General features: G+C 68.1%; 10 protein-coding genes. All 10 read right to left on the bottom strand.

Annotation, left to right across the window (positions count from 1 at the left end; all coding sequences use genetic code 11):
* Window positions 1-106: 106 nt before the first annotated feature.
* The 10 genes from QOL57_RS16070 to QOL57_RS16025 all read right to left on the bottom strand — a co-directional run bounded on the left by QOL57_RS16070 (window position 107) and on the right by QOL57_RS16025 (window position 22,818).
* Window positions 107-12,499 (bottom strand): filamentous haemagglutinin family protein, encoded by a 12,393-nt coding sequence (locus QOL57_RS16070; protein WP_089235824.1) that lies wholly within the window; start codon window positions 12,497-12,499, stop codon window positions 107-109.
* Window positions 12,500-12,700: 201 nt separating this feature from the next.
* On the bottom strand, window positions 12,701-13,891 hold the full coding sequence (locus QOL57_RS16065) for a substrate-binding domain-containing protein (protein WP_089235825.1): 1,191 nt from the start codon (window positions 13,889-13,891) through the stop codon (window positions 12,701-12,703).
* 227 nt (window positions 13,892-14,118) lie between these two features.
* Window positions 14,119-15,318, bottom strand: coding sequence for a type II secretion system inner membrane protein GspF (gspF, locus tag QOL57_RS16060; RefSeq protein ID WP_089235826.1), 1,200 nt, complete (start codon window positions 15,316-15,318; stop codon window positions 14,119-14,121).
* A gap of 7 nt (window positions 15,319-15,325) precedes the next feature.
* Complete coding sequence (gspE, locus tag QOL57_RS16055) at window positions 15,326-16,762, bottom strand: type II secretion system ATPase GspE (protein WP_089235827.1); 1,437 nt, start codon at window positions 16,760-16,762, stop codon at window positions 15,326-15,328.
* A 2-nt stretch (window positions 16,763-16,764) separates the two neighbouring features.
* Window positions 16,765-19,140: a type II secretion system secretin GspD gene (gene gspD, locus QOL57_RS16050; protein WP_089235828.1), complete on the bottom strand. Its 2,376-nt coding sequence runs from the start codon at window positions 19,138-19,140 to the stop codon at window positions 16,765-16,767.
* Window positions 19,137-19,664: a type II secretion system protein GspM gene (gene gspM, locus QOL57_RS16045; protein WP_244900600.1), complete on the bottom strand. Its 528-nt coding sequence runs from the start codon at window positions 19,662-19,664 to the stop codon at window positions 19,137-19,139. Before gspM ends, gspD begins: the two co-directional genes overlap by 4 nt.
* The gene (gene gspL, locus QOL57_RS16040) at window positions 19,661-20,827 is read right to left on the bottom strand and encodes a type II secretion system protein GspL (RefSeq protein ID WP_089235829.1); all 1,167 of its coding nucleotides are present in this window, start codon (window positions 20,825-20,827) and stop codon (window positions 19,661-19,663) included. Before gspL ends, gspM begins: the two co-directional genes overlap by 4 nt.
* Window positions 20,824-21,729 carry a type II secretion system minor pseudopilin GspK gene (gene gspK / locus QOL57_RS16035; RefSeq protein WP_244900602.1) on the bottom strand — a complete coding sequence of 302 codons (906 nt, stop codon included), beginning with the start codon at window positions 21,727-21,729 and terminating at the stop codon, window positions 20,824-20,826. Before gspK ends, gspL begins: the two co-directional genes overlap by 4 nt.
* 9 nt (window positions 21,730-21,738) lie before the next feature.
* Complete coding sequence (gspG, locus tag QOL57_RS16030) at window positions 21,739-22,176, bottom strand: type II secretion system major pseudopilin GspG (RefSeq protein WP_089235831.1); 438 nt, start codon at window positions 22,174-22,176, stop codon at window positions 21,739-21,741.
* Between the two features lie 57 nt (window positions 22,177-22,233).
* Complete coding sequence (locus tag QOL57_RS16025) at window positions 22,234-22,818, bottom strand: hypothetical protein (RefSeq protein ID WP_089235832.1); 585 nt, start codon at window positions 22,816-22,818, stop codon at window positions 22,234-22,236.
* Window positions 22,819-22,911: the final 93 nt, after the last annotated feature.

Below are 22,911 nucleotides of genomic sequence, written 5' to 3'. Positions count from 1 at the left end.
GGCTGGGGCCGCCACCGTTCCCTGGCAGCTGGCCCGATCCTCTGTTCTGCGCGTGGTGGGTGCGGACCTTGGTCCGCACCGTTGCTCATCCACGCATTGCGTGGATCTACTGGGTCGGCTGCTCGCCTGCGTTTTCCCGGGCCTGCGGGAACTGGAAGGCGCTGTTGACGTCGTAGCCCGTGGCGGCTGCCGTGTTTCCGCGTGCTGGCGGGTCGATGCTGCTGCTGGCACTGCCGAAGCCGAGAATCTGCACGCTGATCACCGACGGCTGGTTGCGCCGCGCATCGTCCTGGCTCTTGCGCATCACGTCCTGTGCGGCCTGGCTGGCACTGTTGGCCGCAGCGCTGGCCGACGCCAGCGCGTTGACGTTCACCGAGGCCAGTACCGGCAGGCCCTTGCTGTCGCCCTGCACCTGGATGTTGGCGGCGTTGAGCACCTGCAGTGCCGCCAGGTTGATGTTGCCCGACACGCGGATACCTGCCTCGCCCGCGTCGATGGTGCCCAGCGGCGCGATCAGGTCGACATCACCCGGCGCCACTTCGGCGATCGGGTTCAACGTTGCGATGCCTGCACCGCTGGCGGGGGCCTGCGGCGACAGAATCACGTTGCCCCAGGTGTCGTAGACGCGACGCGGCGGGGTGTACAGCAGCGTGGTCTGCGAACCGCGGCCGGCATTGATGTCGCCCTGCTCGGACCACGCCAGGATGTCGCCACCAAAGGTGGTCATCACCCGCGACAGGCCCAGCAGCACGCTGTCCTGGCTGAACAGACGGATGTCGCCCTGGCCCTGGGTGACCAGGCCCGCGCTGGCCGGAGGCACCACGCCCTGCACGCCCACCACGATCTGCCCGCCCGGCGCCATCAGCTCGATGTTGCCGCCCGCTTCGGTGCGCACTCCGGAACCGCCGTACATCAGGATATCGCCAGTACGGTTGATCGTTGCGCCATTGGCATCCTTGTCCGGCATCAGCGTGGCGATCGCTTCGCGCCCGCGCAGGTAGGAACCGAACCGCGGCCCTTCTGCATTGGTGTACTCACGACCACCTTCGCGCAGTTCAGCGTAGTAGACCTGGCGCAGGAAGATGCGCTGCTGCTCCTTCGGCAATGCATCGAACAGGGCCAGCGCCTCGGCACCGTCGGCAGCCCTGCCGAAGCGCTGCTGCAGCCACTGTTTCAGTTCCTTGTCGTAGATCTTCACCGCCTTGCCCGTCTGCGATGCCAGCGACTGCGCCGGGTCGGTCAGGTTGGCCGGGTCGAGATAGCGCGCACGCAGCGCGGCGAAGTCGATCTGCTGGTTGCCGGCGGTCAGGGCGACACTCGCCCCGGGGCGGGTATCGCCCTGCACGATACCGCCCAGCGTCACGATGCTGCCCACGTCCTCCTGCCGCAACTGACGACCTGCACTGACCTCCAGATTGCCGGGACCGGCCACCACGGCATCCAGGTGCACGATGTCGCGCCCTGCCTCCACCACCGAAATATCGGTGGCCGTACTGTTCAGGGCGGTCAGCGAAACACCCAGGATGTCGCGCCCGGCGCGCATCTGCACCGCACCGGCCGCCTCGAACAGAGCAAACTGCGTGCGCTGGCTGCCGAAGCGATCCAAGGTACGCTGCGCGCCCGATTGCAGGCCGATGATGTCGCCGCCCACGGCATAGAAGCGGCTGGGCGATAGCGCACCCGGCAGATTCGACAACGGTGTATTGGGACCGAACGCGAACAGCGGCAATGCCGCCTCCGGCGTCGCCGAATGGCCATCCACCGACAGGTTGTGGTGCGGCCGCGTAAGGCTGCCGCTGCCATCGCCCACCTGGACCATGAAGGCCGGATCGAACGGCCCCGGCACGCGTGTATCCGCGGCCGAACGTGCGATCTGGGTAGCACCCGGCTGGGCGAAGATGCCGCCGCCGGCCAGTACATCCAGGCGGCCACTGGCCGAGGGTGCCAGCAGCAGTACGTCCTGGGTGTTGTCCTGCATGCTCAGGCGGTCGAAGGTGATGTTGCCCTGCGCGGCAACCGCGCTGAACCGCGAAGGATAGAGCCAGTACTGCAGCAGATCGCGCCCGCCGGCCTGCAGCTGCACCTGCTCAGGCGCGAGGTTGCTGCCGCCAAGGTTCAGCGGACCGGCCACGCCTGCTGCGAGATCACCGCCGGCACTGAACAGATCGACCGCGGTCGATGCGGTCCACAGCGAGAACCAAGTGGTACCCGCGGCACGGCTGCCGTTGTCCTGGGTCACGCTGCTGAAGTTCGCCACCGCTACCCGGCCGGCATCGCCAACACCACCCAGCACTACGTCACCGCGCGCCTGCAGCGATGCCGTGGCATCGCCCAGCACCAGTACCGGACCGCCCATCGCACGTGCGCTGTCGGCGGCGAACAGGTCGGCCGCACGCTGGCGGCCGAGCGTGCCGTAGTTCTCCAGCGTCACGCCCATGCCACCGATGCGGCCGGCCTCCAGAAGCAGGCTGCCCCGCAGGTTGCTGAAGGTGCCGTTGAGGTCAAGGTCCTGCGCGGCCCTGGCCGTGTTGAGACTGGAGAACGTGGCGGTCAGTTGCGGATTCAGCACACCGCCGGTGCGCAGGCGCAGATCGCCGCCGCCGGTCAGGTGCAGCTGGCCATCGCTGACCCGGCCGGTCGAGCCGACCGCGGCGACGATCGCACCCGAGTGCGGCGCGGTCATGAACCCCAAGGCGTCGCCCATCGCCTCGCGCACACCGGCGTTGCGGCCGGCGTCGAGCGTGAGATTGCCGCCACCGAGCGTACCGAAACCGGTGAAACCCACCATCCGCGGCGTGCTGTCTGCGGTGGCCGAGACGTTGGTGTAGGTACCGAAGTTCACCCACCAGCTGGTCGGTACCGGCGTCACCCCGGTGGTGCTGCCCGTGCCCTGCCGCCAGAGCCAGTTACCCACGGCGGCACTGGCATGCAGGGCCATGTCCCGGTCGGCGCTGCCCGATTCGGCGCGCGCGGTCCACACATCGCCGACGATGTCCCGCCCGGCCTCAACGCGCAGATTGCCACCATGGTCCGGATACCACGCCTGGTAGCCCGCCAGTGCAGCGTCGTAGCTGCCGGGCACCACGTCCTTGCCGAGCAGAGCGCTGTTCCAGGGCGCCGGCGCACGCGGCGAATTGAAGGCCGCATCACGCCCGTTGCCAAGCGAGGTGGGTGTGCCGGCGGTGTAGACGCCGAATCCGGATTTCATCACCACGTCGCCGGCCGCAAGCAGTTCCAGGTCGCCCTTGCCGGTGCGCAGCACGCTCCACGCGGGTGTGCCGGGGCGTTGGCCATAGGTGGTCACCTCGGTCTGCGTGCCTCCGCCAAAGCAATAGGTGGGCGCCGAGCCGCAGAACTCGTCTTCGGTCATGCCGAAGATCGCCGCAAAGTCCTTGGCCGACGTGCCGACGTAGGATTCATCGCCCCAGAAATCCAGCGAGCCCTGTGCGGCCACCTGGCGCGGTGCGGGGCCGCAGTAGCCGTCTGCCAGCGCACAGAACTCCTCTTCGGTGTAGCCGAAGATATCGGCCAGTTCGGCGATCGGTCGACCGGCATAGGAGGTATCGCCCATCCAGTCCAGCGAGGCCTGCTCGGTCAGCACGCGGTCGCCCACGAAAATGATCTCGGTCTTCACCGTGCCCACCGATCCCTGATGGGTATCGGCCAGCACCACGCTGCCGTCACTGCCCCAGCGACGCGTGCGCGGATCGGCGGCGTCGCTGTCCGCGCCGGCCACGGCGGTCAGGTCCCACGACGTCGTGCCTTCCGCCAGCATCGGCGCCAGCGCCCAGTTGCGGCCCTGGTTGCCATTGGCATCGGCAGGTCGCAGCTTCACCGGTGCATCGCCGGCCAGCTCCACCTTGGTCATGGAGGGAATGTATGCGCCTGCTTTCAGGTCTACCGCGCGTGCCAGGCGCAACGCGATCGGCAGCACGGCACCGGCGGGCCACTCCTGTGCGGCCATCTGCACGCTGCTGCGAAGACGGAAGCCGCCGCCCAGGCGCGCGCCTGCCTCCAGCTGCAACGGCTGGTCAAGCAGGGTGCCGGCGGCGAAGGTCTGCCCATCACGGGTGGTAACCGCCGCACCGAGTACGGTGCCGGCAGGCAGTCGCAGGCTGTCGGCCAGTGTCATCGCTGCGGGCAGCACGGTACCGGCTGGCAGCACGGCCGATTCCACCGGCACCGCATAGTTCAGCGTGGTGCCCGCCGGGAATTCGGTACCCGGCTGCAGCTGCACGCCATCCACCGGCACCACCAGGCCGCCACCGAACGGTGTGTTGGCGCCGCCGCTGCTGCGACCCTCGATCAGTTCCCAGCCTGCTTCATCCGGGTTGGCGGGCGGTGGCGCGAAGCCATCGTTGATGCTGCCATGGATGTTGATGTTGCCTTCGGCCCGAAGCACCAGCGAGGCCGATTCGCCAAACCCGCGCCGCGCCGCGTCGAGACGGTCGGCGTCGGGACCGTAGCGATAACCGGACAGGTCGATGTCACCGGAAACTGTCAGGTCGCCGCCGGGGTTGTCCGCACTACGGCGCGCCACCACCTGCACACCCGGACGCAGGCGGTGGCTGCCCAGCGCTGCGGTGCGCTGCTGCAGATCGGCATTGGCCAGCGCCCCGTCCATCCACGTGCGGTTGTCCGGATCGACAATCTGGTCCAGCCACTGCTGGGTGACCACCTGCGGCCGGTTGCCATGTACATCCACGCTGGAGGCCAGCGGAGCATCGTCATAGCGGCGCACGCCGTTGAGCTGGATGTCGGCCGCACCGGTGATGCGCATACCGTTGGCAACGGCAATGGCCGCATCATCAGTACCGATCCGCGGCACGTCGATCTTCAGCGTGCCTCGCGCAGCGCCGTCGCTCTGCCCGGGCTGGCTGCCCACGGCGACGCCGCTGCCGGCACGCAGGTCGATGGCGGCGCCGGCGCCGATGCTGACCTGGCCCGCGGCGCTGCCCAGTTCGACCGTCGCCCGGTTGGGGCTGTCGATGATCTTGCCGTAGCTGTCCACGCGCAGGCCACTGCCATGCGCGTCGAGCGTGCCGTTCACCTGCAGCGCGTCGCGGGCGTACAGGCGGATGCTGCCGACCTGCTCGCCGCTGGCGTCGATGCGCCCGGCCACGGTCAGGCTGCCCTTGTCCACGCTGATGTCGACCCGTCGCGCCTTCACCTCGTCGCCGATCTGCAGATCCCCCTCGCCGATCTGGAAGGTGCGCGCGCCGGTCACGCCGCTGCTGTTCAGCCGCTGGTTCAACCCTGCGAAATCCTGCAGCTGGCGTGCACGCACCACCAGTTCGCCCGCGTCGTAGGGCACCACGGTGCCACCGGCGTCGTAGCGGCCGCTGGCCGCACCGTCCACACGCCCGGCCAGATCCGCGCGACCGGCCAGGGCATTGACCGTCAATCGCCCACCGCGGTTGTTGCGCGCCGACACATCGATGCGCGAGGCGGTATCGGTGGTCACCTCGCCCCTGTCGCTGGACAGCAGCACATCACCGCCCCAGCTGTACTTGTCCACGTCGAACAGGCTGACCTTGCGACCCGCCAGATCGAGCGCCGCATGCGCACCCACGCCGATGCCCTGGCGCGCACTGGCCGACAGGCGGCCGGAGGCCAGCGCGATCGTGCTGTCCAGCAGGATGCGATCAGCGTCGATGCTGAGCTCACTGCCCAGCGCATCACCGCCAGCCCTGCCGTTGCCCCCGTGCAGGGCGAAACTGCCGCCGGTGCGCAGGGCGAGCTGCGCGCCCGGGTCTGCGGTCAGCAGGGGCGTGCTGATGGCCACGCTGCCACCGCTGTACTGCCAGCCCTTGTCGGCCAGGTACTCGCCGCGCTGCTGGTACGCATCCAGCGTTCCCTTCGCCGAGAACACCATCTGTTCCGACGCCCCGAGGTTCAACGCGCTGAAGCCAAGTACCTGACGGTTGGCCGCGACCTCGGAGCTGGGCCTGCTGTACGGCGCACGCCCCAGCGTCAGGGTGCGCGTGACGATATCCAGCTGGCCATCGCCCAGGCGATCCACCATCGGCTCTGCCGGCGGCACGGCCGCGTTGCTGCCCGCGGCCTGCGTGGCCGCCAGCGCACCATCCCACACCAGCGTATCCACCAGGATGCGCGCACGGTCGCTGGCGTTGCCATAGCCGTGGATCGCCTGCGCGCCCAGCACCAGGGTGCGCAGGCTGCCAACGCCGGTGGCGCTGTCGCGCGCATCCAGGTCGACGCTGCCGAACACATTCACCGAATCGCGCGCCACCAGGCTCAGCGTGTCCAGCGCAGGTGCGCCGGTAGCCACGTTGCCACGCAGCAGCTGCTGCAGCACCGTCTGGTTCATGGTCATGCCGGCGGGCAGTGCACCCGCTGCCGCCGCCTGTGCGATGGCTTCGGCGCTGCCCAGGTTCAATGCAGCCATGCTGACGCCCAGCTGGCGCGTGCCGTAGCTGGCCGAATCGCGCAGTTGCAGGGTGCCATCGGTGGCGACAGCGATGCTGCCGTCGGACACCAGCCGCGCTTGTCCCTCGCACGCGTCCTGGCAGCCGCCGATATCGATCGCCACCGGGCCGGCGGCAACGCCGGTGGTGCCGGTGATCAGGTTCAGGCGCTGGTTGGACACCGCCAGCAGGCCGCCCGTGACCTGGTAGGGCAGCGTGTCGACGGCGTCGCCACCGGCGCGTGCGTAGGGCAAGGTGTTCACGGTCGCCCCGGCTTCGACCAGAATGCCAGCGCCACCGGCGGCTGCCGCCACCAGAATTTCCGGTGCCTGCAGCGTGGCCCCGGAACGGATCGCCACGCTGCGGGCCTGGCCGGTCACCGTCACCTGCGACGCTACCTGGTTGATCTGACCACCGATCACCATGCGCGCCGGCTGGAATGCATTGAGGGCCTGGTCGGTAAAGGTCACGCCTCGGTCGCGCGTTTGCGCAACGCCGTCGGCAGCGATGACCTCCAGCGTGCCGATGGCCGGATTGGCCATCGAAGCCACCAGGGTGCCGCCCCGCCCCTTGTCGTTGGCCGCGGCAAACCGCGCGGTACCGGCGAAGTCGATTGCCGCCGCGCCCTGGCGTCCGGCGCCCTCACCCAGCGCCAGGGTCAGGCCCAGCGCATCGATGGTCTGCCAGCCGCGCGATTCGCCGCGGCGGTCGGCCGTTGCCTGCACGAAGGCGTTGTAGCTGGTTTCGTTGTAACCCGAATGTCGCCGCACCACCGCCGCCGGTGTCAGCAGCACGTCGGTCAGCAGCGGCGATTGCATACCGCCCAGACCGCCACGCTGGTGGCCGGACACGCGCCAGGTGCCGGTGCCGGTCGGCAGCGGCTGGGAAACGCCGGACGCACCGGTCGCGCCAAGCTCGACACGGAACGCACCGGGCTGCAGCGCGAAGTTGGCCGGCAGCAGCGTGTAGGTGCCCGCCGGCAACCCGGGAACACCCGCCGGCACGGTGATCTGCTGACCGATGCCGGGCGCGGCGAAGCCGTCGGTGCTGGTGGGCGCGAACGCGCCCGTATAGCCGGGCACGATGGCATACACCGGGTTGCCCGAGGCACTGAACGCGTAGCGGGGGTTGGCATCGGCCAACGCGGTGCGCAGCACGTCCACCGAACCACCCCGACCGGAGATGAATGCTGCGCCGGCCAGGTCGCCGCCACCGGACATGTCCAGCAGCGCGCCCGGGCTCACGTTCACCTGGTTGGCTTTGAGGGTGACGCCCATCGAGGTGATGCCACCGGCGGTCAAAGAATCCACGCTGCGGCTGCCGATGCGCCAGTTGACCCCATCGGCGGTACCGCCATAGGGCAGCGCGAGGCCGGCACCGCTGGTGGAGGTGATGCTGCCGGGCAGCAGTTCCACCCGGCCGCCGGCCGTACCGCCCACGGCCAGACCGCCCAGCTGCAGGGTTCCCATCGGCGCCCACACCGCGCCGCCCTGCTGCACCGTAGCGGCCACCAGGCGCAACGAGCCGAACGCCGATGCAGGGACACTCGCTGCCGTGCCGTTACCCTGGATGCGCAGCACTGCATCCGGGTTCGCCCAGTAGTCGACGGTATCCACGGTCTGCGCCGATGCACCCGCCACCACCCGGCCCACCGCCCCGGACGTCGGATACAGGCGCGCTGCGGTCAGGTCGATCGAGCCCGGTGCCTGCAGCGAACTGACCGCCGCGTTGCTGGCGATGCTGGAAAGAAGGCGCACATCACTGCGGCTGTTCAACGAGAGATGGTCGAAACTGGGCAGCCAGGTAACATCGCGAAGATCGATGAGATCGCCATTGACCGCCAGCGCATGATCGCCCGCAGTCGCTGACACCGCACCCTGGGTGAACTGCAGGCTCTCGCCCGACAACTGCTTCCAGCGCGCCTGCGCAAGACGCACATACGGGGCCGACAGCGAGATCGCGCTGGGCGTGCTTGCGCCTGCGCTTGCGCCTGCGGCCACGCCCAGGCTGGACTGCCCCTGCCCATAGATGCGCAGGGACTCGGCCATACGCAGGTCGACATTGCCGAGCGTGCGGATGTCGCCGAAGACCGAGAGATTGTCGAATCCGCCGGCCTGGATCTGCTGCACCGACAGTGCGGCATGCCCATAGTCCAGCCGCGCTGGCAGCGACGTCTCGGCCGCAGTCTGCTGGCTGAGCGTGATCGCCCGTTCGCGCAGCACCTCCTCGGTTGCTCCGCGTGCATGCACGCTGCCGCCAAAGGCGAGGCCCAGGGTGCCACCACGCGCCCCACTGCCACCGGCCGCCGCATCCATCGCCCCTTGCAGGTACAGCGCATTGGCCGAACGCAGCACTATCTGGCCGCCGTCGCTGTCGACCCGGGTCCGGCCCTGTCCATCAATATCCAGCTCGGCCGACGCACCGCGCGCGTCCAGGCGTGCACCGCGTTCGACTACGACGAAGGCTTCCGGCGGCCGGTTGTCGACGAAGGCCGACGTCTCCCAGTCGAGCGCGCCACCGATCTCGATGCGCCCACCCGTCTGCACCTGGCCGCGCAGGCGGCCAGCAGCATCGACCATCGAAACCGAATCAGCGCTGGCGTCCAGTACCGCACCGTCACCGATCCGCCAGGTGCGCTCGCTGCGCTGGCCGGCGTACAGCGCCGTGTCCGGGCGCACATCGTCGATGCTGATACGGCCGCCGCGTGCCTGCAGCGTGCCCTCCACGTCGATGTTGCCCGCACCCAGCAGCGAGATCGCCTGGCCCGGATCCACGGCGATACGCGCGTCGCGTCCCACGCGCAGGTCGCCGCCCACGCTGTTGCGGTCCGAACGCAGGGTGATGCTGGCGCCGCTGCGCTGGCGGATGCGCCCGTTCTGCGGATCAGCCGCGTACAACGGCGCCGACCATGCCTGCAGCGCACTCGTCCGATCCTGCGCCGTGCGCGCGTCTTCGGCCAGGCGCAGACCCGGCGTCTGCACGATCAGCTCGGTGCCGTCGGCGATATCCAGGCCCTGATGGGCATTGATGTCGTACTGCGCGAAGCCACTGCCGAACAGCGCCGTGTCCAGCTGCAGTGCGCTCGCGTCCTGCAGGGCTGTGCCGACCGCAACCTTGCCGCCGGTGCCCATCGCGAACGTGCCACCGCCCTCGCCACGGCCGCTGAAATAGCTGCTTTCGCCCAATCGCACGCGACCACTGCCATCTGTCGCCACCTCGGCAGTGTTGGCCTGCAGGTTTACGCTGCCGCCCTTGCCGATGCGGCCCTTGCCCTGCATGTCCAGCGCAGCACCGGCGTCGACATCGACAGCCACCTGGCGGCCCACCGTCACATCATGGCTGCTCTGCAGGCGCAGGCTGCCACCCTCGGTCCACGCCGCGCCGCTGTCCAGCCCGATGCCAAGCGCCGCATTGCTCCAGCCACCGGCCAGATCAATCCGGGTACCGTCGGCAATGGCAACGTCGGCGCGGCCGTTGCGCAGCAGCGCCGTCGGCCGGCCCAGCACATCCAGCAGATTGCCCGCCTGCAGCCGGCCACCCACGATGTGGATGTCACCGGCCAGGTTGACGGTGCTGCCGATCAGGTTGAGTGCGCCGCCAGCCTGCAGCGTCAGCGGCGCATCGACGGAGGCGCGGCCGGCGGTAGCCAGGTCGATGGCACCCCACTGCTGCGCGTTGAGCAGCCCGGCATCAAGCCACACGGTGTCGCGCCGCTCGCTGCCGATCGGCGACTGCAGCGTCAGGCCGGGGATCGCTGTACCGCCCTGCACGCGCACATCTGTATCGAACGCGCCATTGCGGCCCAGGCCGTCATAGCGCCCCAGATACAGCCCGGCGTTCCGCGCCGCCGCCGTCTGCGCCTGCGCATAGCCTTCCAACGCAGCATCGGGCCGTCGCCCCTGCTGCGCGCCCTGGAAGGTGGTGGTCTCCACCTGGCCGTCCAGCACTGCGGTCGGCGCGGACACTACAAGGCGCCCGGCATCGCGGCCGACGGTGTAGCCGTTGTCAGTCCGCTGCGCAGCGAAAACGATGGGATTGCGGAACGCCTCGGTGACACCCCAGCGCTCCTGCTTTACCTCGTAGCCCTTGTACAGACCATCGAACAGCATCTCCGCCGGCGCGTCGTCCAGCCGGTATACCTGCCCATCGACGCCGCGCAACCAGCTCTGCTGTATCGCCCCGCTCTGCACGTCCAGGCTGCCGCCCGCCAGATTGATCCGCGAGCCTGCGCCGGTGACCACCTCGCTGCCGCCCAGCAGCACCGTGCCGCCCTGCGCCGCCCATTCGCTGATCGAGTGGCCCTGGTTGTCCAGATAGCCGCCCACTTCCAGCAACCCGCCGGCGGCATACCAGCGATCACCCTCGTAGCCGCCAGTGCCGGCCGGCACGTGGATCAGCTGCCGACGGTCGATCCAGACTTCGCTGCTGGTCAGCTTGCCGCTGTCGCGGTTGTCGGGTGAATCGCGCAGTTCATTGCCCTGCACCTTGAGCTGTACGTTGTTGCTTTCCATCGCCACCTTTACACCCACCGCGCCGGAGACATCAACACGCGCGGCGTTGTCCAGCTGGCTGCGGCGACCGGCATCGGCAATCACCTGGCCGCCGGTGGCCACCGTCAGCGAGTTGCCCTGGAAATGGATGTCGCCCCCGGAAACGATCTCCACCCGCGACTGGTCGCGTCGATCGCTGTGCAGGGACAGATTGTCGAAGGTCGTCGTCCGCGACGATGCACGAAGCGCATCCTGTTCGGCCGACTCCTTCAGCAGTGCATCGCGCTGGGTATCCAGTGCGCTGGCCTTGCCATCGTCTTCGATCAGCACCGCCGTGGTCGAACCCGTGGCCAGGGTCACGCTGCCCTTGCTGTCGGAGGACGAACTCAGCAGATGCACGGTACCGCGCTGGTTCAACGTCGTGGTGGCAACCGCTACACCGGCCTGCTCGACGCTGCGTCCGGCCAGGGTGATGTCGCCCTCGCGGGCCAGCAGCAGGCCGGTATTGCGGACGCTGCCGGCGCTACTGTCGGTGACCAGGCGCGGCGCGATCTCGTTGCCGCGTGTGGTCGAAGCGGTATTGGCCGCCGTACCCACGCCGCGGCGGATCACGAAACTGTCGCCGGCCGCCAGCTGGGCCTGGCCCTTGCGCGTCTCGATCTGGCCCGCGTTCTCCACACTGTGGCCAGCCAGCAGTACATAGCCGCCGCCACGCGTTGCGCTGGTGGGTTCATGCGTGGTGATGCGCGCGCCCCGTTCAACCATGACCTTGCCCACGGCATCGGTGAGGGCCGAGGTGTTCGTGTCGGCACTGTACAGGCCGTTGTCACGGAACTGCGCGTCGCTGATGCGTGCTGCAGCAGCAACAAGATTGCGGACGTTGACCTGGCTGTTGTTGCCGAACACCACGCCGTTGCGATTGGCGACGAACACCGTGCCGTTGGCCTTCAGCTGGCCAAGGATCTGGCTGGGCCGCGCGTCCGGATCATTCACCCGGTTCAGCACCGCCCAGTCGGGGTTCTGCAGGAAGTTGAGGGTGGTGTTGCCACCGATGTTGAAGGATTCCCAATTCAGGATCGCCTGGTCAGCAGTCTGCTCGATGCTGACCTGTATGCGGCCATCGCTGCCCTGCGACTGGATCGCCTCGCGCGCATTCACCCAGCCGCGCGTCAGGGGGTTCTCATCGACCTTCAGTCCATCCTTGCCCAACCCATCGGCCACCACGAAGCCGGCCTCGCGACGCGACTGCCGGGCCTGTTCCTGCATGCGTTGCTGCAGAGCTATCGCCTGCGCCGCGGTACCAAGGTTATCGATCGACTGCTGCAGCTTCTGCCGCGCGGCGTCCTGCTGCTGCGCGGGCAACTGGAACTGGATGGGCACGCCATTGGGCATGCGCCCGCTCTGTGCGGCCGCACCCTGCGCCGCGCCGCGGTCGGCGAACCAGCCCGGACTGAACGCCTGTTGCGCATGGCTGGCGGGGGCAGCCAGGGTTCCCAACGCCACCGCGATGGCCCAGGCCATCGGGTGGTTGCGGCGCATCGGCGCAGCCGAATGAACAGCGGACGTGTGCGGGAGCGACATCGGAACCTCATCAACCTGGTGGGCCGCAGCTGCGGCAGCGATCGGGAGGCACGCGCAACGCATGCCCTGCCACTGATAGACGGTTCACGTGACATGAAGCCGACAGCAATGCACTGCACTGGCCCGCACCGCCGCCGGAAAAGGAGACGCCGGCCCAAAGGGCCGGCGTCGGGCAACGCAGATTTCAACTACCAGACGCGATTACAGCGGACGGCCGATGCCGGCGCAGGTGCTCGGGTTGTTCAGGCCAGCGGCGTTGCCGGCGAGCACGAAGCGGTTGCGGATCGCGTCGCGCCACACCTTGGTCAGCGGGATGAAACCGTGGTCGGTGATCGCCTTGGCATGGGCCACCAGCGCCGGGGTGGCGGTGTAGTCAGTGGCGTAGTGGCGCATCAGGAAGCCACGCAGGCTGTTGGCGACGGTCGAATCCTTGTAGCACTGGCCGATGATCAGGTTGGTGTAGCCGGCGATCGGATAGCCAGCCGACGGATTGCCGAACACCGGCACCCAGTTGGCCGGATTTTCGGCAGCAGTGCCGGTCGGCGGAGCGACGGTTTCCAGGGTGGCCTGCACGCTCACCTGGTCCGGCGAGAAGCCCTTGACCTTGGCAACCTTGGTGGCATCGGTCAGGCTCGGGATCACGTCCGGACCCACATAGCCGATGCGGCCGGCCTGCGCGTACACGGCGTTGTACAGCGAGGTGCCGCCGGCGGCCGGCGCGGCCACCAGGAAGGCCGGCAGGTTGTTGTTGGCATCACGCTTGTACAGATCGGCGAAGGTCGACTTGATGGCGAACTTGCCATCGACCAGGTTCGAGGTGGCGGCCAATTCCGGCGCACAGGCGGCGGTCAGGAAGCGGGTGAACATTTCGCTGGTGCCGCTGCTTTCCGGACGGTAGACCACCTGGATCGGGCCACTGCGGTTGGCATCGATGGTCGACCAGTCAGTGATCGCACCGGAGAACACGCCACAGATCTGTGCCACGCTCAGGTCAACCGCCGAACCGGCCTTGTTGAACGGAATGGTCACCGAGGTAGCCACCGACGGCACCTGGATCAGGTTGCCATAGCGATTGGCATTGCTGGCCTGGTTGTAGGTGGCGGTGTAGGTGCTCAGTTCGGTCGAGCTCAGCACCGAATCGCTGCCGGCGAAGTGCACGGTGCCGGTGGTCGAGAACAGCTGCGAATCATTCTGCAGGAAGGCCTTCTTGCCGGTGCCCGAACCGGTCACGGCGTAGCTGAAGTTGCTCGGCAGGATGCTGTCGGCCTGACCCTTGTAGAGGTCGGCCGGCAACGAAGCGCCGCCACCGGTAACGGTCTGCGCCGACGCGGCACCGGCAGTGGCGAGCAGCGCGGTAGCAACCAGCGCGGCCAGGGTCTTGTACTTGTTCATGATCTTCTCCTGAAGGGTTTACTGCGAAGGTGAAACACCAAGGGAGGAACGGTCACTACACGCCTGCTGCCGCCGAGGGCCTCCCAGCCCACTCTGCGGCGACAGGGACATGCTGGTCGTCGCCGATGACAGGCCGCTTAAGAAACCTGTGGAAGATCGAAAAAAGGTGTGGAGGATTGTGTGGAGAAACCGGGCATCAGTAGATCCACGCCATGCGTGGATGCACGTCATTGCACCAGCTGGTTCATTTCCATGATCGGCATCAGCACGGCCAGCACGATGGTCAGCACCACGCCCCCCATCACCAGGATCATCGTGGGCTCCAGCAATGCAGTAAGTGCCATCGCGCGGCGTTCGATCTCGCGCGAGATGGTCTGTGCAGCGCGGTCGAGCAACGGGGCCAATGAACCGGTCTTCTCGCCACTGGCCACCAGATGCACCAGGATCGGCGGATACACTTTCTGCACCTTCAGCGCAGCGCCCAGCGAAGTACCTTCGCGCACGCGAGCGGCCACATCATCGGCACAGCGCGCCAGCAGCGCGTTGCCCAGTGTCTGTCGTGCGGCGTCCAGTGCGCGCAGCAGGGGCACGCCGGCATCCAGCAGGATCGCCAGTGTCGATGCGAAGCGAGCGCTGTTCACGCCCAGCACGAAACGGCCCACCATCGGTACGCGCAACAGCAGGCTGTCCCAGCGCAGGCGCAGATCCGGCCGCCGCAGTGCCAGCCGCCAGCCCACCACCAGCGCGCCGATGCCCATTCCCGTCCATACACCCCACGCGCGTACGAAGGCACTGGCCGTCAGCATCGCCTGGGTCAGCATCGGCAGCGTCTGCCGTGCCTGCACGAACGCCGTCACCACCTGGGGCACCACGTAGCTGAGCAGGAAGATCACGATCGCCACCGACACCAGGCTGATCGCTGCCGGGTAGATGAATGCCGTCAGTACCTTCGCCTGCAGCGCGTTGCGCTCTTCGATGTAGTCGGCCAGACGTTCCATCACCCGCGCCAGATCGCCGGAATCCTCACCGGCGCCCACCAGGGCACGATAGATCCCAGGGAAATCGCGCGGCCGCGCCGCCAGCGCCGCGGTCAAGCGCTGGCCAGCGCGCACATCGGCACGCACTGCGGTGAGCGCCTGCGCAACGTGCGGACGTTCGGCCTGTTCGATCACCGCACTCAATGCGCTTTCCAGCGGCAGGCTGGCGGCCAGCAGGCTGGCCAGTTGCCGCGTGGCCCAGGCCAGTTCGCTGGCCGATAGTCTGCGCGTGCCCCAGCCACTGCCGGCATTGCGTGCGGCTGATACCTGTACCGGTGTCAGCCCGCGCCCGCGCAGTTGCTGGCGCACGCCGCGCGCGTTGTCGGCGTCCAGCTGTCCCTTCTCTATGCGCCCCTGTGCGTTGGCGGCCTGGTAATCGAACAGTGCCATGCGCGCCTCAGTCGTCGCCGGTCACGCGCAGGATCTCCTCCAGCGTGGTCACCCCGCTGTCGACCCAGCGCTGCCCGTCCTGGCGCAGGCTGCGCATGCCGGCACGGCGCGCGGCCTCGCGCAGCGCGGGTTCGCCCTGCCCTTCATGGATCAACGCGCGCACGCGCTCATCCACCACAAACAGTTCATGGATGCCGGTGCGCCCGCGGTAGCCACTGTTCGCGCAGGCCGGGCAGCCTACCGCCCGCCACACCGTGCGGCCATCGGTATCGGTCTCGGCACGCCTACACTGCAGGCACAGCCTGCGCACCAGTCGCTGCGCCAGCACGCCGCGCAACGACGAGGCCAGCAGGAATGGCTCCACGCCCATGTCAGCGAGGCGAGTCACCGCCGAGATCGCATCATTGGTATGCAGCGATGCCAGCACGCCGTGACCGGTCAGCGACGACTGCACCGCGATCTGCGCCGTTTCCAGGTCACGGATCTCACCGATCATGATGGTGTCCGGATCCTGGCGCAGGATCGCGCGCAATGCCGTACCGAAGCTCATGCCGATGCGCGCGTTGACCTGGATCTGGCCGATGCCGGCGAAGTCGTACTCCACCGGGTCCTCCACGGTGAGGATGTTGCTGGTGCTGCTGTCAAGCTGCCCCAGCGCCGCATACAGCGAGGTGGTCTTGCCGCTACCGGTCGGCCCGGTCACCAGCACGATGCCATGCGGCTGGCGGATCAACCCGGTGAAGGTGGCCAGCGTATCGTCGGCCATGCCCAACCGCTGCAGCTGCAGTCGCCCGGCGTCTTTTTCCAGCAGGCGCAGCACAGCGCGCTCGCCATGTCCGGTCGGCACCGTGGACACACGGATGTCGAGCGGTCTGCCACCCACGCGGATGGCGATGCGCCCATCCTGCGGCAGACGCTTCTCGGCGATATCCAGGTGGGCCATGATCTTGATGCGCGAGACCAGCGCCGCATGCAGCGCACGCCGTGGCTGCACCATGTCACGCAGGGTGCCATCGACGCGGTAGCGCACCACCGAATGCGTTTCGAAAGGTTCGATGTGCAGGTCGCTGGCGCCATCACGCGCGGCCTGCGCCAACAGCGCGTTGATCATGCGGATCACCGGCGCGTCATCCTGCGCGTCCAGTAGATCGGTCACCTCGGGCATGTCCTGCATCAGCCGGTCGAGATCGACTTCACTTTCGGCCGCACCGACCACCGCGGCGGCATCGCCACCGTCACGATACTGCTCGCCCAAGCGCTGCTGCCAGGCCGCCCCTTCCAGTACCTGGAACGGCAGCGGCCCGTGCCGGCGGCGCAGCTCGGCCACTGCCCAGGCGGCGGTCTCGGCGGTCCCCAGAAGTACCGGCGCGCCGCCTGCTTCGGCCAGCATCACCCCGTGGCTGCGCACCCAGGCATATGGCAGCAGTGGCAACGGCACGGGCATGCTCATGGCCCGATGACCAGTTCCGGGGTGTAGCCCAGCCCGCGCAGCTGCTGCAGCGCCGGGTCGAGCGTGGCCGGGTCGCGCGCCACCCGCACCCGCAGACGCTGTCCGGTTTCACCCGGCGTGGTCTCGGCATAGGCCTGCAGGCCAAGCGCGCGCACCTGTGCCACGGCCTGGGTCGCACGCGCCGCATCCAGCCCCTGCGCGTACTGCACCACCTGCACATTGCCCTCGCTGGCCGGATACAACGCCGCGAGGCTGCCGTTCTGCAACGGCTGGCCCTGGCCATCACGCGCATTGCCCTGGCCAAGCACCGACAGGTCCTGCGGCGGCAGCTGCGGTGCCGACAGCGCCGGCAACGCCCAGCTCTGCACCGGCTGCGCAGCGGCCTGTGCATTGCGCATGTAGTCATAGCGGTCGCGGGTCAGGCGCTGTCCGGCGGCCGGATCGCGCACCACGTGCGGGCGCAGGAACACCATCAGGTTGGTCTTGGCCCGCTTGCGCGTATCGCTGCGGAACAGCGCGCCCAGCACCGGAATCTTCCCCAGCCCCGGCACGGCATCGCGGCCGTGGCTGACGCTGTCTTCCAGCAGGCCACCCAGCACCATGATCTGGCCGTCATCGAGCAGCACGCTGGTATCCAGCGCCCGCTTGTTGGTGATGATTCCGGCGCTGCCCGAGCTCTGCGCATCGATGCTGCTGACTTCCTGATAGATGTCCAGCTTCACCGTGCCGCCCTCGGAAATCTGCGGGCGCACCCGCAGCTTAAGGCCCACGTCCTCGCGTTCGATGGTCTGGAACGGGTTGTTGCTGCCACCGCCACCGTCGGTCACATAGCGGCCACTGACGAAGGGCACGGTCTGCCCGACCATAATGCTGGCCGCCTCGTTGTCCAGCGTCATCAGGTTCGGCGTGGAGAGGATGTTGGCGCCGCCTTTGCTCTGCAGGGCGTTGGCCAGCGCCTTCATGTTGAGGATCTGGCCGACGCCCGGCAGGTTGATCGTGCCGTCGATCACGCCGATGTTCAGGCCGTCCTTCGGCAGTACATCCAGCGTGGTGCGCGCAGTGGTGCTGATGCCACTACCACCGGTGGTGCCGCCGAAATGAGTGCCACCGAACGTGCGGCCGTTGCCCAGCATCCATTGCACGCCCAGTTCAGCGGCATCGGTCTGGTTGACCTCTACGATCAGGCTCTCCACCAGCACCTGTGCCCGACGCTGGTCGAGCTGGTCGATCACCCGCCGCAGGTTGCGGTACACCGGCTCCGGGGCGGAAATCAGCAAGGTGTTGGTGGCGATGTCAGCCTGCACCGAGATGCCGTTCTGGCTGAACCCGCTGCTGCCGGCATCGATCGGATCACGACGACCCGGGTCAAGCCGTGGAGATTCCAGCGCATTGCCCTTGCTCTTGCCCTGTGCGGGTTGCGCCGGCGTGCTGGCGTTGCGGCTGGTCTCGCCCGGCAATGCGGTGATGCCGTCGCTGCTGCCCATCGCCGGCGCGTCGCTCTGCCCTGCTACCACGCCACGCAGCACCCCGGCCAGCTGGGTGGCCTGGGCATTGCGCAGGTACACCACATGCAGGTTGCCGGACTCGTCCTGGGCCTTGTCCAGCTTCTCCACCAGCTGCCGCGCCAGGCGCGTGCGGCCCGGGCTGCTGGAGCGCAGCAGCACGCTGTTGCTGCGCGGGTCGGCCATCACCACCACCTTCTGCGCCGGCTCCGCGCCCTGCGCGTCCAGCAACGGTGCGACCATCGCCGCCACGTCCACGGCAATGCCCTGCTGCAGCTTGACCACGTCGGTGTCCATGCCGGCCGGCGTATCCACGCTGGTGATGACCCGCGCGATGCGCTCCAGGTTGTCGGCGTAGTCGGTGATGACCAGCGTGTTGTTGCCCGGGTTCGCGGTGATCGGATTATCCGGAGTAATCATCGGCCGCAGCACCGCCACCAGCGCCGCCGCGCTTTCGTAGCGCAGGGCAAACGTGCGTGTGGTTATCTCGCCTCCCGCGCCGCCAGCACCAACACGACCGCCCAGCAGCTTGGCATCGGCCTGTGGCACCACCCGGCTGACGCCTCCACTTTCGACCACGGCAAAGCCGCGCATGCGCAATGCACCCAGCAGCAGCTGGTAAGCCTGCACACGGCTGACCGGCCCATCGGAGACAACGGTCATCTTGCCGGTCACCCGTGGGTCGACCAGGAACTGGCGGCCGGTGAAGCGCGCCGCCATGCGCAGCACCCCACCGATGTCGGTGTCCACCAGGTTCAGCTGCACCGGTTCGCCACTGGCGTCCTGCGCCTGCACTGCCTCCGGAAGATGGGCCAGGCCCACCACCAGTGCCAGTACCACGCTGCAGCCCAGGCTGCGCATCGACTTCATGGATGGCCACCGCCATTGGCGGCCATCACGATGTTTCCGGAAATCCGTGCCGCCGGCATGTTCGCGTCCCCTGTGCGTTGCAGTTGCAGTTGCTGCAGTTCGATGGCCGGGTCGGCCAGCAAGGGCAGCAGCCAGTTCCAGAGCGCATCGGCGGGCACACTGCGCACCTGCAGGTGCCAGCGCCCGTCACGCGTTTCGATATGCAGGCTATCGGCCAGGCCGGCAGCGGTGATCTGCTGGCGCAGCCCGGCAAGCGTCGGGTGCTGGCCCTGCGCCTGCTGCTGTTGTTCACGGGCACGCAGCAGCGGTGCAAGTGCCGCCGACTGCGCCTGCAGCCGTGGAAGTTCAGCCTGCCAATGGCTGCGCTGTTTCAGCAGCGGCTGCAGCCAGCCCAGCCACAGCGCGGACGCCACTATCGCTGCAGCCATCACCAGCAGCATCGCGCGCTCGCGCACCGCCAGCCGCTGCCAACGCTGCTGCAATCCATGCAGGGAGACCGCTGGGCGCAACCTGGCTGCGGTCACGGCGCAGCCCCGCTGCTGATCCGCAGCCGGCCACCGGCTTCGCGCGCAAGCTGCAGCCCCTGTGCCTGCGTCGCCTGTTGCCAGCGCTCCAGCCGTTGCGCGTCCTCGGCCAGCGCCTGCGCGTCGGCGTCAAGTTCCATTTCCAACTGGCCCGGCTGATAGTGCAGGCTGCGAACCTGGCCAGCCAACTCGGGGATGGCCTGCAGCACGCTGGCAACCTGCTGCTGCACGGCAGGAAGTTCCCGTGGCGCTGCCGGCACCGCCAGTGCCCGCCGTGCCTGCAACACCGGGTCGACCACATCGTGGATCTCCGGGAAGTGCGTGCTGAACTGCCGCGCCATGTCCTGCCGCAAGGCTTCACCCTCGCCCTGCCAGCGCGATACCTGCAGTTGCAGACCCAGCGCAGCCAGCACCGCCGCCGCCAACGCAAGACCGATGGCCAGCCGCGGCGCGCCTGCACCCGTGGCCGGCAACGGCAGCGACCAGCCAGGCAGCGGACCGCTGGATTGCGCCGCCTGCGCCAACACGCTGGATGGCAAGCGCTCGGCCCAGGCAGGCGGTACGGCATCGATCCACTGCACCGCCTGCACCCCGGTCTGCTGCAAGCGTACGGCAAGCATCTGCATCACCGAGGCCAGGTCGCGCCCGCTGCACCACTGGACGAAGCCACGATCACGGCCGCAGCGAACCAGTACATGCTCGCCACACACCTGCAAGGTGGCCTGCCCGGTCGACCACGGCAGCAGCAAGGGGGTCGGATGCAGCGCCTGCAGCTGCAGCCCGCCGTCCTGCAACTGCTGTTGTACCCGCGCAATGGCGTGCAGGCCAAGCCACGCCACCGCCACCGTGCCATCGGCCGCCTGCGTGCCATGGCCCAGCGCTACCTCCTGCAGATCATCCAGCAGCATCGCTTCCACTTCGCCCTGCAGGGCCGCCTGCAGGCGGCGCCCGGACAGCGGCGGCAGCTGCAGCTCCAGCAGGATCAGGTCCTGCGGGTCCAGGCTCGCATGCACCATCGCCTGCGGAAAGCGCTGGCCCAGCGTCGACAGACGGTCGCTGCCCGTTGCCAGTACACGGTCCTTGTGCAGCTGCGCCCATTCGACCGCGCTGTCCCCATCCAATCGATCCAGCGCCGGCAGGCGCATTCTCAGCTGCGTGCTCATGCACCGATCCTTGTCCATACCCGTTGCACACGCACGCTGTCGTCGCGGTACTCGCGCCAGATCAATGCGCGGAAATCCACCGATGCGCCGTCTGCCTGTACCTGGCCAACCGCCAGGAACCACTCGCTGTGGATACCCAGCGGCATCAGCGCCATCTGTTCGTTGCTCAGCTGCAGCCGGTTGGCGATGTCACCGCGATTGAGCAGCCAGTGGCCACGATCGCGCTCGCCCAGCAGCGCCTGCAGGCGCCCGGCATCCACCCCGGGTGCAATCGCCTGCAGCACGGCGATATCACTTGTATTGGCGTTGACCAGGGTCTGCGCAGGCAGCACCACCGTGCGCCGTGCCAGTGCCTGTACCGCCACCGGATCGGCGCCGGCCAGCACCTGTTCGATCAACGACTCGCGCGGCAGCGGTGCGCGCGCCTGCCGCTCGCCATCGCGCAAGCGCGACTGGATCTGCGTTGCGGCACTGGCACAGCCGGCGCGAGGCAGCTCCTGCCCGGCACAAAGGGTGATGAACGCACGCAGTGCCTCCGCTGCAGGTTGGCCATCGGCCAGCAGCGTGCGCAGGTTGAACTTCGACTGCGCGTCCACAAGCTGCAGGTGCACCGGCAGTGGCACCTGCAGCTGCAGCGGACGCGCCCAGCGCCCGCTGCCAACGGTGGTCAACTGCTCGCGCGCGTCGTCACGCAACTGCTGCGCCGCGCGCTCCAGGGTGGCATCCACGGTCATACGCACCTGCATGCGCAGCTGATCACTGCGTACCGCACGCAACTGCGCCGCCTGACGCGTCAGCAGCGCCGTGGCGATCACCGCCACCAGTGCCACCACCAGCATTGCCACGATCACCGCCATGCCCTGCTGGCGGGCAAACGCACCTGGGATTTTACGGCGTGCCATTGTCTGGCCTCACAACTGCCAGGAGCCGATGTCCGCGTTGCCGGCCTCACCGCCGGGCTTGCTGTCGGCCCCCAGTGAGAACACATCGATATCGCCGTGCGTGCCGGGGTTCTGGTACTGGTACGGGTGCCCCCACGGGTCATCCGGCAGGCGGTCGAGGTAGGGCGTTACCGGCATCGCAGCACTGCCCTGCGGTGGCTTCACCAACGCCTGCAGCCCCTGCTCGGCACTGGGGTAACGACCATTGTCCAGCCGATACAGCTTCATCGCCTGCATCAGCGCGGCGATGTCCTGGCGTGCAGCCACCACGCGGGCCTGGTCGGGGCGATCCATCAACCGGGGCACGATCAGTGCGGCCAGAATGCCGATGATGACCACCACCACCATGATCTCGATCAGGCTGAAGCCCTGCTGCCGAGCCCTGCGACCACCCATCTGCGTTGCCATTGTTCCGCCCTCATCATCCTGGAAGAGACCGCTGCCCCATGGTCAGCGGCGCATGTGTCAGTACGATAAACATCCTGCGGAAATCCGCTGTTCCTGCAGCCGATCACCCACGCGGCGTGCATTGGCCACGCAGGCAGCGTCCAGCAGCGACGACGGAATACGCGCAAGCGTGTCGTCCACGCAGCGCTGCAGCAGTGGCGTGGCGCATGCCTGCAGCAGGCGCATGCACTGCAGGGGCGACCAGGCCATGCCATGGTCGAAGCCGATGAACTGCCGATACACCTGGTGATAGCGAAGATCGTCGTGCAGGCGTTGCACGCTCGCAGGCGCGCGCAGCGCGACCAGCAGCACCGCACGCTGCACCATGCGCATCTCCCCGCACTCCTGTGCCAGCGTGTCCAATGCCGATTCCGGCCACGGCTGCAGGCGCGCGTCCAGCGCCTGCCGCAGCAGCATCAACGGATGCCCGCTGGCATCCAGCGCTGACCACCTTGCGGCGTCGGCCCAGGCATCGCTGGACAGCATCCACACCCACGGCTGTCCGTAGCGCTGCACATTCACGGGTGCATGCCGTGCCTGCTCCAGCGACTGGCTCAGGTGGCGATCAAGCTCCAGCATGCTGATCCTGCGACTGTCGTTCATCGGCGTCGCCTGCGCTCCGCGACGCGGGAGCGTCGTACTCTGCAGAAGACGTCAGCAAGGCAACCGAAGCGACAGCACGAACGCGATGTTGAG

The organism is Stenotrophomonas sp. yr243 (assembly GCF_900184195.1).
In the GTDB taxonomy this organism is placed as follows: Bacteria; Pseudomonadota; Gammaproteobacteria; order Xanthomonadales; family Xanthomonadaceae; genus Stenotrophomonas; species Stenotrophomonas lactitubi.
This window is presented reverse-complemented; position numbering and strand designations above follow the sequence as displayed.

Bases quoted from the DNA above. Each gene is read 5' to 3' on its own strand.
- QOL57_RS16070 (WP_089235824.1), bottom strand. From the start codon at position 12,499: ATGTCGCTCCCGCACACGTCCGCTGTTCATTCGGCTGCGCCGATGCGC.
- QOL57_RS16065 (WP_089235825.1), bottom strand. From the start codon at position 13,891: ATGAACAAGTACAAGACCCTGGCCGCGCTGGTTGCTACCGCGCTGCTC.
- gspG (WP_089235831.1), bottom strand. From the start codon at position 22,176: ATGGCAACGCAGATGGGTGGTCGCAGGGCTCGGCAGCAGGGCTTCAGC.
- gspK (WP_244900602.1), bottom strand. From the start codon at position 21,729: ATGGCACGCCGTAAAATCCCAGGTGCGTTTGCCCGCCAGCAGGGCATG.
- gspE (WP_089235827.1), bottom strand. From the start codon at position 16,762: ATGCCCGTGCCGTTGCCACTGCTGCCATATGCCTGGGTGCGCAGCCAC.
- gspD (WP_089235828.1), bottom strand. From the start codon at position 19,140: ATGAAGTCGATGCGCAGCCTGGGCTGCAGCGTGGTACTGGCACTGGTG.
- QOL57_RS16025 (WP_089235832.1), bottom strand. From the start codon at position 22,818: ATGAACGACAGTCGCAGGATCAGCATGCTGGAGCTTGATCGCCACCTG.
- gspF (WP_089235826.1), bottom strand. From the start codon at position 15,318: ATGGCACTGTTCGATTACCAGGCCGCCAACGCACAGGGGCGCATAGAG.
- gspL (WP_089235829.1), bottom strand. From the start codon at position 20,827: ATGAGCACGCAGCTGAGAATGCGCCTGCCGGCGCTGGATCGATTGGAT.